The sequence below is a fragment of the Lujinxingia vulgaris genome (assembly GCF_007997015.1).
In the GTDB taxonomy this organism is placed as follows: Bacteria; Myxococcota_A; Bradymonadia; order Bradymonadales; family Bradymonadaceae; genus Lujinxingia; species Lujinxingia vulgaris.
In genome coordinates, this window is sequence record NZ_VOSM01000001.1 from 838,932 (window position 1) to 851,474 (window position 12,543).

Genomic DNA, 12,543 nt, shown 5'->3' on the forward strand with positions numbered 1-12,543 from the left:
GTAAGATCGCACGACGCGCTGCGTCAACAGAAGACGTTGAAAGTTCGCGTTGGAGGTGTCATACTCCATCACGTTCATGGCAATTTGCTTACGCGAGTTCTTACCGAGCTTTCGGAGCCCCGGCGTGACGTCGAGGTCTGACAGCAGGGGGAGGGTTTCAAGGGGGCTGTTGGTATGAACACCAGAGCGATTTTTGTTTTGAGGTGAGGGCATGTAAGGCGCTCGCCGGTCGCTCGAGATCCACGTCGTCGACGCGTAGTACCCCCACCGGGGGCGTCGTTCGGATTTTCCCGCCACGGCATGGTGCGTGGTGGGTTAGTTAGGACCGGGGAGGTCCCGGGTTGTCTTTGTCAGGCGACGGTCAAAGGCAGCGCAGATCATGTTTCAGGAGTAAGGCAATGAAGATTCAAGGTACGGTCAAGTGGTTCAATGCGGACAAGGGCTACGGTTTCCTCACCCAGCCTGATGGCGAAGATGTTTTCTGCCACTTCAGCGCGATTCAGTCCTCGGGCTTCAAGACCCTTCGCGAAGATCAGCGCGTTGAGTTTGAAGTTGAGCAGGGCCCCAAGGGTCTCCAGGCGGTCAACGTTGTGCCGCTTGACTAAGGTCTCCACGACTTAGAACCAAACCCCGGCGTCGCGAGATGTCGGGGTTTTTTTATTTTCTCCAGGAGGTGGCGATGGACGCGCGCGCGGTGGTCGGGATGTTCAAAAGGTTCACCATGCTCGGGGTGGTCGGGGGCGTCGGAGCAGCCAGCATGCTCGGGGGATCGATGGGATGTGCCGCGGGAGGGGGAGCCGAGCCTACCCTGCGTTATGTGGAAGTGGAGGGAGGCCTGGGCGGGGCGGTCGCCGATGGGGATTGGGAGTGGGCAGAGAGCTCCCGGCACGTGCGCTGCGGCGCAGACGATATCCGCGTCGATGATCTCGGGGTGGAGGTGGTGGAGGGCGGGGAGGTCTCAAGCTGGTCGTCGGTCGTCGCCGATCGCGGCGATCGCTGTGGCGACGACTATGAGACGGCGCTCTTTCGCCTGGCCAACTGCGAGCGACGCCAACGGGGGATCAGCGAGCTCACCTGCGATATGCGCCTGGTGGTCCTGGGCCGGCAGCACAGCGCCGACATGCGCGATCGCGACTACTTCTCCCACATCAGCCCCCGGGGCCAGAGCCCCTTTGACCGCATGGACGCCGTGGGGCTGAGCTACCGCGCGGCGGCTGAGAATATCGGGCTGGCGCCCACCGTGGCACACGCGCACCGGGGGTGGATGGATTCGCAGGGGCATCGCGAGAACGTGCTGCGCGAGGAGGTGACCCATTATGGCGTGGGAGTTGTGGCCAGCGGGAAGGGGTATTTTAAAACGGCGCTTTTTATCGCGTTGCCCTGAAGACCAGCAGGGGGGGACTGGCGTGGGATCGAAAATATGCTGCGTGTAATTTACATAATAATAATTATCGACGTGTGGTCGATACACCAAAAAAAAACCGCGGGGCCGAAGCTCCGCGGTTGATAGACCGATACTTTCTAAGCCGGATCAGTCAAGGGGGATGACGTTCACAGCCTGCAGGCCTTTGGGGCCTTGCTCGACTTCGAACTCCACCTGCTGGTCTTCACGCAGGGTCTTGAATCCCGAGCTCTGGATGGCGCTGAAGTGACAGAACACATCTTCACCATTGGGCTGGCTGATGAAGCCAAAGCCTTTTTGTTCGCTGAACCACTTCACTGAACCGACGAGACGTTGTGCCATGTTGCTTTCTCCTGTGGTGGTGGCCTCAAAGTTTGGGAGGTCGCCACCTGTCGCGCTACCCCTGGCAACGCGTGCCCATCTAAAGATGTGGGCTGTGGGTATGAATCGAGCGACGATGAGCCGTGGACACCGCAATAAAAGCGATGACACATCCCTCCAGGGGAGGGGCGAAGCTACGAACAAGAGTAACTCCGAGGAGACACCACCGTCTGGGCCTTCCTACGTGAAGCCGGAGGGAAAGGCAAGGACGAACCTCAGAAGAGGTCAGGGTGTCAGGGGCGACGCACCGTCAGGTTGTCAATGAAGCGCAGGTAGTCCGGACACATCTCCTGCTCTTCGTCGTCAAAGCTAGACTCCGGACCGCTGCAGTCAATGCGACTTCTCGGGGAATTGCAGAGCGCGGGCAGATCCAGGGGGCGAGTCAGGCGCTGGCTGGCGCGGTTGTTTGTGGTGTCGAGTTCGGTGAGTTTTCCTCGTGGATCGACGCTGGCCTCGACAATGACAGCGGTGGGAAGCGCCTCCATCGCCTCGGCATCGCCGACGATGATGACCTGACCTTCGAGCAGGGCGTGGTAGACGTCTTTCCAGCCCGGGGAGAGCCCCTGCTCCACGCTGTCGCAGGTGGGGGGCTCGGGGTAGCGCTGATGGCCCTCATAATGCTCACGGATCTCGGCGTCGAAGGGCTCCAGATCCATGATGCAGAACGAGAGCTTGGTGCCGCTGGCCAGTTTGCAGCTCTCCGGCCGCTCGCCAGGGGTGTCGCACTCGGCGGTGGGCTCGATCAGGTTGAGCTCCAGCCAGTCTTTAAAATGGATGTGGTTATGACCCGGATGAAGCTCAAAGGTGTCCTGTCCCAGGTCGACCTCGTCCTGGCCTCCCTGGTTGCGATCGATCTTCTGAACCACCTGCGCAAGCTCCGGGTCATCCTCCACGCCAAAGCCTCGCCCCTCCAGATGCAGGGGGCCGGTGCCCACGTTGGCGGTGCTCGAGCCCACGCGCAGCCCGAAAATCGGAGGGCCTGAGGGCATCAGGGCGCATTGCCAGAGGTTGTCTTCAAACTCCCGCACATCGACGATGATGTCCGGCAAGAGCTGGTAGTCGCCTTCACGCGGCCAGAGCGCGAAGTCCTCTCTTCTGCAGGGCCCCTCGGCGCTCTCGATGCCTGCCGAGGAGCAGAGGTCGAAGGCGCAGGTCTCGTTAAAGCCGTCGTGGAAGCGGTAGAAGATCCCGGGGCGGTAGTCGGGATGATCGACGCGAACGCGGTACCACTGGCCCGGGATCAGCGTGGACTCCGGGTCGACCAGGCAGGGGCCAGCGCCGCCCAGGCCGAAGTTCGAGCCGTTAAAACGCGCGGCGGCGCTGCGCGTGAAGTGGTCCGGCTGCTCACGGCGAAGATCGCGGGGCCACTCCCAGCTGTAACCGGTCGACTCGGGCGGCGGCCAGCCGTAGAGCCGAACTTCCGCGTCGGCCACCGGCGCGGCGGTGATGGCGTCTTCGACGCTGCCGGAGGTGCACGCACTGAAATGCGTGGTGAACAGCGCCAGCGTGAGCGCTGCGCAGAAGAGCCTGGCTCGGATCGACGCGTTCATATTCGCCCCCTGGGTGTGCAGGAGGGGGATGCCGAAGGCTTCGGCCCTCCCTCCTGATTTCTTGGATCGCGTTGAGGTAGAGCGTAAACATAAAGTCGCCCGGGGCCAGGGCCTGGTCCTGAAATCCCGGCGTGCCTTCCATTTTGAGACGTCTCCCGGAGTCCGTGACGTGCGTGAAAACCTGCAGAGAAAAGCTCGACGAATCGCCTGGCCGCACCGGCTTGCGGGTGGTCGCACCTTGAGCGCGGCGCTGGCGCTGGTATGTGCCGCGGGCTGCGTGGCCTCAGAGCAGGGGCCGGTGCCCAACAGCGAGGCCGGGCACCTCTTCGTCGACCTCAACACCCCGCTGGCAGCCGGCTGGGACGCCACCATCCTCGTGCTCGGGCCCACTAACGGTGAGCAGATCTGCGATGAGGAGGTGGGCTGCTACTCCGACCACCGCGCGCTGGTCGCCCATGATGTCTCGGTCAGCGGCGATGAAGGGGCCGTGGAGATCGTGGGGTTTGAGGAGGTGGAGCTGATGGGCGTGGCCGGGGCGCGCGTGACGCTCAAAGCGCTTGAGCCCGGGCAGGCGCGCGTGGAGCTGACTTTTGATGTGGAGGGCCTGGAGCCCCCCGCCGACACAAGCTCGGAGGATGGCGACCAGGACGCGCCCGCAGACGATCATTTTGTCGACGCGTTCGAGGTCGAGGTTCGCGAGGTCGATCGGGTGGAGCTACGCCGCGTCACCGGCAGCGTCGATCCGCAGGGGCGCTACGGGAGCTGCCCGGCCACCGATGCCGGCGCGTACGTTTTTGAAGATCCCACCGAGCTCGCCATCACCATCGAGCAACGCAAGCTCGACGCTCAGGGCGAGCTCCTGCGGGGGGCGGGTCAGTTCGCCTTTGAGGTCGATCCGCCCGAGGCGATGGCGCTTTTTGAGGGGGAGGAGAGCCTCCATCAGATTCGCCTGGAGCCGGCGCAGAGCGGCGTGATCTCGCTCAACGATGACGATGGGCAATCTCTGATGAGCTTTCGTCTGGGGGGGCCGGAGGCGGTCGACGGGGCGCAGCCCCGCGTCGTCGAGGTGACCAACGAGGGGCAGCGCGGGTTTGTCGTCGATCGCATGGTCCAGGGGCGCTACTACGAGCTTCAGCTCGGCCCGACGCTTGGCCAGGCACCGCTCTGCGGAGGCGACGCGGTGGTGCAGAAGCAGGTGATGACGCCGGCGACCTGCGAGTTTCCCACCGCACCTACAGCCAACTCGGTGCAACTTGTGCGGGCGCTAAACCCGGGGGAGTGCTGGGTGCGTTTTGTCTCGCCACAGGCCAACGGCGGACGCGGCATCTCCGTCGATTTTCAACTCGACGTCGACCCCGGCTCGCCGACCCAACCCGGCCTTTGAGTGGCGAGCCAGGGCAGGGAGGATGACTTACTCGTGACGATCGAAGACGAGTGAGTCGCTCAGCGGATCGTCGCCGTTGAGCATCGCCTCGTAGCTGGTGTCGCCGTCGAGGTGCAGGCGTAAGAAGGCCATGCTGTAGGCATTGATCACCAGGTAGGCCTCTTCATACCCGATGTTCGTCGGGCTGCAGCCGTCGTCCTGGAGGTCTTCGACCGCGCCGCCGAGCAGCTCGCAGAGGTTCGAGAAGGTGAAGTGGCCGCCGTCGGTGATGTCGATGCGGCGGTGCTGCGAGCCTTGCATCGCCTCCCAGAGTGGGTCGCCTTCAACCTCATTGGGGAGCGTCAGATCGCGCCCGGCGGTCCACATCAGCGTGGGGATCTCGATGGCCGAGGTGCCCGGCACGTACACCTCGGCGCCGGCCGGGGTCATGGGAATGGAGGCCTTAAAACGATCATCGAGAAAGCCCTCGGCGAAGATGGCGTTCTGATCGTTTTCGAAGATCTGGCAGATGCGGTTGCTGATGGTGTTCGCGGCGCAGCCGGCGTCAACGGCTTCCATATCCAGCGTGGCGCCGGTGTTGGCCAGGGTGGTGAAGCCGCCCAGGCTGTGGCCGCTGATGGCGATCTTCGATGGCGAGATCTTGCCGTAGAGCGCATGATCTTCGGGGAGGGCTTCGACCCAGTCGAGGATCGCGCTGACGTCCTGAGGGCGGTAGACCGTGGACCCCAGCTGCACCGCACCGCCGGTATCACTGAAGGTGTTTCCTTTATGATCCGGCGCGATGACGACGTAGCCGTGACTGGTCAGGTATTCGGCAAAAAAGTAGCTCTGCACGCTGAAGCTGCCGTTGCCGTGGGAGAAGACCATCAGCGGGGCGGGCTCGGCCTGATCGATGGCCGGGGTCGGATCGCGCAGCACGCCCGCCGGAGCGTTGATGGCGTTGAGGTAGCGCGCCTCGTGGCCCTCGGTATCGAGCGTCGGATACCAGATGGAGATAAAGATCTCGCGCTCCTCCTCGCCATCGCCGCGGGGGAGGTAGGCGATCTTTGTGTAGGAGTAGCCGATGTTGAAGTGGCCGCGCTCCTCGATGGGCCAGGGGCCCTCGGGAAGTTCATCGAGGGGATTGACGTCGGCGTCGGCGGTGTCGCCGGCATCATGCGCGTCCGTGTCTCCGGGGTCGGCGTCGGCCAGGACGTCGGTATCTGGCGCGTTGGCGTCGGGGCTGTCGGTGACCTGATCATCGCCGCAGGCGACAAGAAGGAGGCTGGCGAGCCAGGCGGCGGCCAGGCGTGACCGGTGGTGGGTGAGCATCGGGCGTCCTTCAGGAATTGACCAGCGAGTTGACGAGCGTGATGTAGGCCTCTTTGGCCTCATCCTGCGACATGCCTTTTTTCTGCGCCCAGGCGTCGAACTTGGCCCGCTCGCGGATCTTCAGGCGCGAGGGCTGCTTGCCTTCGACATCGCCGGCGGTGGCCTGCTTAAAGAGGGCATAGAGATCGAGGAGGGTGGCGTTGTCGGGGGTGCTGCCCAGCGTTTGCACACGGCGGGTGGCAGATTCGAAGTCGTTTTGAAGGCTCATCTTGGCTCGACCCTGGGAGGAGGTTGGGGTAGTAGGAGCCTTCAAACTACCAGAGCTGATTACCGCGGCAAGGCATAAGCGCGCTTCACACAAGGGAAGGGCGCGTGTCGGGCTGGCGTTTGGACTTCCTCTAAGGACAGGATCGATGAAGACTCAAAACCCGCTGAAACGATGGACCGGGAGTGCGGCGCTGCGCGAGCGCGTGGGAGGGCATCTGCAGACGATCGCCCCGGCGCTGCGCCATGACTGGCTCCCACGCAAGGCGCCGCGCGCCAACCTCTGGCGCACCCGCGTCGACGACGGGCGCGATGGCGAGGTGACGCTCAGCGGGATGTTTGCCGATGTGGCCGGGGTCTCCGACCTGGTGATCGTGGTGCACGGGCTGGGCGGCTCGGTCGACCGCGGCTACTGCGTGGAGGCGGCGCGCGCCGCTCGCCAGGCCGGGCTTCCCTGTCTGCGGCTGGCGATGCGCGGCGCCGACGGGCTTGGCGAGGATATGCACCACGCCGGACTCACCGATGATCTTCGCGCGGTGTTGCAGCAGCCTTTTTTTGAGCGTTTTGAGCGCATCGCGTTGCTGGGCTACTCGATGGGCGGGCATGTCTGCCTGAAGGCCGCTGCGGAGGGCCTGGGGCCAAAGGTTAAGGCCGTGGCTGCGGTATGCCCGCCCCTGGATCTCGAAGCCACCCAGCGCTGTCTGGATGCGCCTGCGAACATCATCTACCGCCGCCACCTGCTCGGCGGGCTCAACCAGATGTATGCGGGCATCGCCGAGCGCGGCCAGGTGCCCACCCCGCCGGAGCGGGTGCGCCTGGCGACCACGATCCGCGAGTGGGATCAGCTCACGGTGGTGCCGCGCTTTAAGTTTCGCGATGTCGATGACTACTACCGCTCGCAGTCGGTGGGGCCTCTTCTCAAATCACTGGAGGTGCCGGCGCTGGTGGTGGCGAGCCCGGGCGATCCGATGATTCCGGCCGACTCCCTGCGCGGGCCGCTGGTGGCTGCGGCCACGCGCGTGGAGGCACGCTGGGTGGCCGGCGGGGGGCATGTGTTCTTTCGGCCCGACGTCGACCTGGGCTTTGGCAACGCGCCGGGGCTGGAGCAGCAGATCTTGAGCTGGTGCTTCGGCTAAATTGTTAAAAATCCCGGCAGTCAGACATCATCACCAACAACAAAAGCGCGCCCCCGAACAGGGGCGCGCTTTTGAGCTTTCCGCTAACATGTTGCCGGCTGTGCGGCTCGTTTAAAGCTGGGGGATGGAGCGCAAGAAGTTCTGATTATTCTTGGAGTCGTGCAGACGCTTGATCATCCACTGCATGCCCTCCACCGGGCTCTGATCCATGAGGCGTCGGCGCAGAAGCGGGGTCTGCTTGCGCTCGAGCTCATCGAGCATCATCTCTTCGCGGCGGGTGCCGCTGCTGGCGATGTCGATGGCCGGGAAGACCCGTCGCAGCACGAGCTCTTCGTCGAGGAGAAGCTCCATATTGCCGGTGCCTTTGAACTCCTGGAAGATCACCTCGTCCATGCGGCTTCCGGTCTCAATAAGCGCGGTGCCGATGATCGTGAGGCTTCCGCCGCCCTCCAGGTTGCGGGCCGCGCCGAAGAGCTGGCGGGGGATATCGAGCGCGCCGGCGGAGACGCCACCGCTCAACGTGCGACCGCCCGAGCCGGTGTGCTCGACGTTGTAGGCGCGGGCCAGACGCGTGATCGAGTCGAGCAGGATGAGCACATCCTTACCTTCGAGCACCTTCTCCAGCGCGATGGTAAACGCCTTCTCGGCCACCTTGATGTGGTTGCTTGAGGAGCGGTCGGAGGTCGAAGCGTGCACCTCGAAGGGCATCTTCCGGCGGAAGTCGGTGGCCTCTTCGGGGCGCTCGTCGATGAGGACGGCGAGTTGGAAGATGTCGGGGTGGTTCTTGTGGACGGCCTTGCCGATCGTCTTGAGGATCGTGGTCTTGCCGGCCTTGGGCGGGCTTGTGATCAGGCAACGCTGGCCCCGAGAGATCGGGGTGAACATGTCCATGATCCGCCCGATGTATTCGTAGCGGTCGGTCTCCAGCCGGATGCGCTCTTTGGGCTGGATGGGGGTGTAGTCGGAGAGCTTCGCGGTCAGCGTAGCCAGGTCGACTTTGGGCTTGGAGCTCTGGCGATTGCCGCTGCGGCGACGACCGCGGCTGCGATTTCTACTCATGACAGCATCGATGGGGTAGATTAAAGGAAGGGTCGAAAGAGTGCGTGGGCCCGGCGAATGATTGGGAAAAGCTGCTCAACACGAGTGGAGCTGCAGGCGCGGGCGTACGAAGTCACGACTCCATAGTCAAGAGAATATGCACATGGCGCGCGAAAATGAAAACGAAAATTCACATGGCGGGCTGCATCCGGCGCTGCTGACGGTGAGCTGGCCGGAGGGCAAGCGCTGGACGGCTGCGCTCTGGAAGAGCCAGGGCCGCTCGACGATGCGGGGGATCCGGGGGCTGTTGGAGGCGCGCTATCTGGCGCACCTGAGCATGCCGCCCTCGTCGTATCTGGAGCAGGTGGAGGAGGCACAGGTGCTCTCCTTTGATGTGGCCAGCTACGGGGATCTCAGCGAGAGCGATGAGGCGGGGTTGCGGGCGCTGGGTTTTGCGGAGGTGAATGAGGCGCTTGACGCCGAGCAGCTCGAGAGGCTCAGCGTCTTTCGCAACGAGGCTCGCCGAAGCGGTGGGGTGTCGGTTGGGGATCCGAGCGCGTTGTGGCGGCTGAGCTTCAGCAGGCCGCAGGGCATGCTTGATACGATGGTGAAGAGGGCGTGTGTGGCCAGCGCCCGGCGCCAGGGCGACCAGGTCTTTGGCGACCGCCCGGGCTGGCCGAGCAAATGGCTGGTGGAGGAGCTGAGCCGGGCGATGCAGCTTGAGCTCGGGCCCAACGTGGAAGGCCTGGAGCGCCTCTGCGCGCTTTTAATCGATGCCTCACCGGGGGAACTGGGCTGGGTGGAGCCGGTGGCCTTCCAGGCCATTTGCGATCTTCTGGCGGTGGTGCTGCAGGCCAGCGGCCGGGGGCAGGTGGAGTGGGCCTCAAGCCCGATGGACGCGCTGAGCGGGCTTGCGCCGCCGCCGATGGCCAGGATTCGCCGGGGCGGCTCATGGAGAGCGCTGGAGCTGGGCCGGGATGTGGCCGCGACGCTCCTGCTTCCCTTTGAGCGTCGGGAGACCGGTGAGGCGCTCAAGGGGCTTTTGAGCGCCTACCTGCGTTGAGGCAGTAGTGTCGGCTGTATTGTCGGGGGGGCGCCGGGGGTTAGCTTCAAAAGGAGAGTGGTCGAAGACCTGGGGCGGCGCGGCTGCGCGGCCCCGGTCGGCCTGATTTGCAAAACCAGGGGGAAAGGATGGCGAGCCTCAAAGGCTGGTGCGCCGCTGTGTGTGGCCGATTCCGGTGGGCGCAGAGCGGTGTGGCGCTGCTGATCGCGCTCGGGTGTTTTTGTGTTGCCGGGTGGGCCCACGCCGCAACGCCCGAGCAAAGCACTGGCCAGGCGCCCGGCGCAGAGAGCCGCGGAGAGGTGTTGATCTTCAGCGGGGTGGAGCGGCTGGGAAATCGCGACGCCACCGGTTCCCCGCTGGCCTACCGCGGGCAGGCTTACCCGCTGATTTTGCGCTGGGGACGCACCGCCTCCCGCTGGAGCCGCGCGCTGGAGCTGGGGGGCTTTACCCCCGGTTTCAACGGCGGTCGGCTCAGCTCGGCCATCGATGACGGGCAGGGGCACTGGGCCAACGCGAGCTTTGTGGACGCGTCCTTTCAGTGGCGCTTTGCCCTGCTCAACCGCGGGGGGCGACGCCTGGAACTGGGGCCCCGTTTAAGCCACTGGACGATGTACCGCTCCTACCAGTACGACCCGGCGCAGATCGGTTCTGTGGAGGTCTGGGATGCGTTTGTCTCGCTCGATGCCTCCGCCGGTTTTCGCCAGACGTTGGGGGGCTGGGGGGAGCTGCACCTGGGCATCAACGTGCCTCTCGGAGGCTATGTGATGCGACCCAGCTACGCGGTGCGTGGTGATGAGCGGGTGCGCCTGGTCCAGGAGCGCTGGCGCGCGTTGACCGACGGTCGTTTTGAGAGCTGGGGAAGTTTTCGCATGGTGCAGACCCGCGCCGAGCTCTGGTGGAAACCGGGCAAATACCTGGGGGTGGTGGGGGCCTACCGCGGGGGGGCGTTCAGCTATGAACTTCCCCTGGATACGCGCACCTACAGCCACCGCTTCAGCCTGGGGGTGGGGCTGCTCTACAGGTAGAGCCGACGACGCGCGACGCTAAAGGCAGGGACAACCGGGGGGATGTGATGACGATCAGAGCGCGGATGAGCGGGTGGTTTCGAGGAGCGCTGCTGGCAATGCTGGTAGTGATCGGCGGTTGCGGCGCCTTTCTGGGACCGGATCCGGCCAACACACCCGAGAGCAACTTCGAGATCTTCTGGGAGTCCTTCGACCGGCATTATGCGCATTTTGTGCATAAGGACGTCGACTGGGATGAGGTCTACCGGCGCTATCGCCCGAGGGTCGACTCCCAGACCACCGACGAGGAACTTCTGGAGATCTTTGGCGAAATGATCCGCTACCTGGAAGACGGCCACGTCTATGTCTCGGCCGGCGAGGTGGGGAGGGTGCAGAGTGATCTTCATCTGCGGGGCTCGCGGCGCAACTACGACCGCAACCTGATCAACCGGCGCTACATTCTGGGTAAGGAGCTAAGCGCCGGAGAGGGCAACTTCCGTTACGGCTGGGCCGGTCATTCCATCGGATATGTGCATCTGGCGACCTTAAGCGGCGCCGAAGGCATCGGCGATGATGTGCACGGGTGGATCGAAGATCTCGATGACATCCTCGCCTATTTTAAAGATGCCGAAGGGCTGGTGATCGATCTTCGTAACAACAGCGGGGGCAGGGCGTTTAACACGACCTTCTTCGCCAGTCGCTTTGCCACCGATACCCGCGACTTTGTGGTCACCCGCACCCGCAACGGCGCTCGCCATGACGCCTTCTCGTCCCCCACCGTCTGGAAGGTCTCGCCGGCGGGGCCGCGTCAGTTCACGCGTCCGGTGGTGGTGCTGACCAATCGCTACAGCTTCAGCGCCGCGGAGTGGCTCACGCTGGCGCTGCGCCAGTACGATCATGTCACGCATATCGGCACCAACAGCGGCGGAGGCCTGGCGATGTTTCTGCCGCGGGAGCTCCCCAACGGCTGGCACTACACCATCTCGGTGCAGGAGACGCGCGACGCTGACGGGGTGTTTTACGAGCGGGTCGGCGTGCCGCCCCATATCCATGTGGAGAATACGCCGGAAGACGTCAGCGAGAACCGCGACGCGATCCTCGAGCAGGCGATCCTGCACCTCAAAAAGCAGGCGGGTCTGCCCCAGCGTTGATGCTCGCCGGCTCAGTCGGGGCTGCGCACCGAGACGCCCAGGCCCACCGCCCAGCCCGCCGCGCTGTTGCGGGAGAAGGGGGTGAGGTAGCCGTCGGCCTCCAGCGCGATGCGCTCGGTGATGGGAAAGAAGATCGAGGGACCCACCGTCAGGTAGCTCTTCGAGATAAGATCGTCGCTCAGGGGAAAGACCGCCGAGGAGGTCAGCGCCACCGTCGCCGTATCGAAGAGGTTGTAGCCGACCTGGGCCTGGTAGACGAAGCCATCGGAGAAGTCGCCTACCTCGGTGCCGTCGAAGGTCCAAGAGCTGCGGTGCTGGTAGCCGATATCGGCGTAGAAGTAGATGCCCAACTCATGGAGGCCACCCCCGGCGGAGAGCCAGAGCGTGAGATCCACCTGCTGGTCACCGCGCGCCGGCGTAAGGTCACCATCGGGGCGCCCGTAGAGGGGAAGTTTGGCCTCCAGACGCAACGACGTGGGCACGCCCAGGTCGAGGGGGGACGCCTGAAGGGCCAGGTTCATATCCCCGGGACCGAAGTCGGAGTAGCTCTGCGTGCCAAAGCGGTTTCGAGCGAACATCACCGGCACATAGCTCTGCAGGTGCACCCCATCGAGCAGACCCAGCTCCGCGTAGAGGTAGGTCGTGGCGCTGAAGTAGTCGACGCCGGTGACCAGGAACCCCTCCGGGGTGCGAAAGGCGTTGGCCTGGTAGGCGGATTCGCCAATTTTGACGTAATACTCACCAGTGTCTTTGGTCCAGGGACCGGCGCTGGCAGTCGACGATACAAGAAGCGCCGCGCAGAAAAGCAGCGCGGCGCTGAGGCGGAACACGTTTCGCATGATTCTACGGCTCACATCGG

Annotated in this window: 13 protein-coding genes; 7 read left to right on the forward strand and 6 right to left on the reverse strand. The window is 64.2% G+C overall.

All coding sequences use genetic code 11. The features are described from left to right. Positions 1-398 precede the first annotated feature (398 nt). Positions 399-605: a cold-shock protein gene (locus FRC98_RS03360; protein WP_111728389.1), complete on the forward strand. Its 207-nt coding sequence runs from the start codon at positions 399-401 to the stop codon at positions 603-605. Between the two features lie 38 nt (positions 606-643). Continuing rightward, positions 644-1,384, forward strand: a complete 741-nt coding sequence (locus FRC98_RS03365) for a CAP domain-containing protein (protein WP_146979874.1) — start codon at positions 644-646, stop codon at positions 1,382-1,384. A 147-nt stretch (positions 1,385-1,531) separates the two neighbouring features. On the opposite strand, the gene FRC98_RS03370 is transcribed toward FRC98_RS03365, so the two are convergent. Continuing rightward, positions 1,532-1,744 carry a cold-shock protein gene (locus FRC98_RS03370; protein WP_115602922.1) on the reverse strand — a complete coding sequence of 71 codons (213 nt, stop codon included), beginning with the start codon at positions 1,742-1,744 and terminating at the stop codon, positions 1,532-1,534. A gap of 272 nt (positions 1,745-2,016) precedes the next feature. Then, on the reverse strand, positions 2,017-3,333 hold the full coding sequence (locus FRC98_RS03375; RefSeq protein ID WP_230467223.1) for a lysyl oxidase family protein: 1,317 nt from the start codon (positions 3,331-3,333) through the stop codon (positions 2,017-2,019). Between the two features lie 169 nt (positions 3,334-3,502). On the opposite strand from FRC98_RS03375, the gene FRC98_RS03380 reads away from it, so the two are divergent. Continuing rightward, on the forward strand, positions 3,503-4,717 hold the full coding sequence (locus FRC98_RS03380) for a hypothetical protein (RefSeq protein ID WP_230467224.1): 1,215 nt from the start codon (positions 3,503-3,505) through the stop codon (positions 4,715-4,717). A 27-nt stretch (positions 4,718-4,744) separates the two neighbouring features. Here FRC98_RS03380 and FRC98_RS03385 read toward each other — a convergent pair whose 3' ends face one another. Further along, positions 4,745-6,028: an alpha/beta hydrolase family protein gene (locus FRC98_RS03385; protein WP_230467225.1), complete on the reverse strand. Its 1,284-nt coding sequence runs from the start codon at positions 6,026-6,028 to the stop codon at positions 4,745-4,747. Positions 6,029-6,038: 10 nt separating this feature from the next. Continuing rightward, entirely contained in the window at positions 6,039-6,296 is a 258-nt protein-coding gene (locus FRC98_RS03390; RefSeq protein WP_146979878.1) for an acyl-CoA-binding protein, read from the reverse strand. 145 nt (positions 6,297-6,441) lie between these two features. Here FRC98_RS03390 and FRC98_RS03395 point away from each other — a divergent pair, with 145 nt between their 5' ends. After that, the gene (locus tag FRC98_RS03395; RefSeq protein ID WP_146979879.1) at positions 6,442-7,428 is read left to right on the forward strand and encodes a YheT family hydrolase; all 987 of its coding nucleotides are present in this window, start codon (positions 6,442-6,444) and stop codon (positions 7,426-7,428) included. A gap of 111 nt (positions 7,429-7,539) precedes the next feature. Here FRC98_RS03395 and rho read toward each other — a convergent pair whose 3' ends face one another. Next, positions 7,540-8,487: a transcription termination factor Rho gene (gene rho, locus FRC98_RS03400; RefSeq protein WP_146979880.1), complete on the reverse strand. Its 948-nt coding sequence runs from the start codon at positions 8,485-8,487 to the stop codon at positions 7,540-7,542. Between the two features lie 142 nt (positions 8,488-8,629). Between rho and FRC98_RS03405 the strand changes: the two genes are divergently transcribed. From FRC98_RS03405 to FRC98_RS03415, 3 genes are all read left to right on the forward strand, one after another. After that, positions 8,630-9,529 carry a hypothetical protein gene (locus FRC98_RS03405; protein WP_146979881.1) on the forward strand — a complete coding sequence of 300 codons (900 nt, stop codon included), beginning with the start codon at positions 8,630-8,632 and terminating at the stop codon, positions 9,527-9,529. Positions 9,530-9,657: 128 nt separating this feature from the next. Continuing rightward, positions 9,658-10,554, forward strand: a complete 897-nt coding sequence (locus tag FRC98_RS03410; RefSeq protein WP_146979882.1) for a hypothetical protein — start codon at positions 9,658-9,660, stop codon at positions 10,552-10,554. Positions 10,555-10,601: 47 nt separating this feature from the next. After that, a complete protein-coding gene (locus tag FRC98_RS03415) occupies positions 10,602-11,684 on the forward strand; it encodes a S41 family peptidase (protein WP_146979883.1) in 1,083 nt (360 codons plus the stop codon). An 11-nt stretch (positions 11,685-11,695) separates the two neighbouring features. On the opposite strand, the gene FRC98_RS03420 is transcribed toward FRC98_RS03415, so the two are convergent. Then, entirely contained in the window at positions 11,696-12,523 is an 828-nt protein-coding gene (locus FRC98_RS03420) for a hypothetical protein (RefSeq protein ID WP_146979884.1), read from the reverse strand. Positions 12,524-12,543: the final 20 nt, after the last annotated feature.

Coding starts and splice junctions, on each gene's coding strand:
- FRC98_RS03370 (WP_115602922.1), bottom strand. CDS start 1,744: ATGGCACAACGTCTCGTCGGTTCAGTGAAGTGGTTCAGCGAACAAAAA.
- FRC98_RS03360 (WP_111728389.1), top strand. CDS start 399: ATGAAGATTCAAGGTACGGTCAAGTGGTTCAATGCGGACAAGGGCTAC.
- FRC98_RS03405 (WP_146979881.1), top strand. CDS start 8,630: ATGGCGCGCGAAAATGAAAACGAAAATTCACATGGCGGGCTGCATCCG.
- FRC98_RS03410 (WP_146979882.1), top strand. CDS start 9,658: ATGGCGAGCCTCAAAGGCTGGTGCGCCGCTGTGTGTGGCCGATTCCGG.
- FRC98_RS03365 (WP_146979874.1), top strand. CDS start 644: ATGTCGGGGTTTTTTTATTTTCTCCAGGAGGTGGCGATGGACGCGCGC.
- FRC98_RS03385 (WP_230467225.1), bottom strand. CDS start 6,028: ATGCTCACCCACCACCGGTCACGCCTGGCCGCCGCCTGGCTCGCCAGC.
- FRC98_RS03375 (WP_230467223.1), bottom strand. CDS start 3,333: ATGAACGCGTCGATCCGAGCCAGGCTCTTCTGCGCAGCGCTCACGCTG.
- FRC98_RS03390 (WP_146979878.1), bottom strand. CDS start 6,296: ATGAGCCTTCAAAACGACTTCGAATCTGCCACCCGCCGTGTGCAAACG.
- rho (WP_146979880.1), bottom strand. CDS start 8,487: ATGAGTAGAAATCGCAGCCGCGGTCGTCGCCGCAGCGGCAATCGCCAG.
- FRC98_RS03415 (WP_146979883.1), top strand. CDS start 10,602: ATGACGATCAGAGCGCGGATGAGCGGGTGGTTTCGAGGAGCGCTGCTG.
- FRC98_RS03395 (WP_146979879.1), top strand. CDS start 6,442: ATGAAGACTCAAAACCCGCTGAAACGATGGACCGGGAGTGCGGCGCTG.
- FRC98_RS03420 (WP_146979884.1), bottom strand. CDS start 12,523: ATGCGAAACGTGTTCCGCCTCAGCGCCGCGCTGCTTTTCTGCGCGGCG.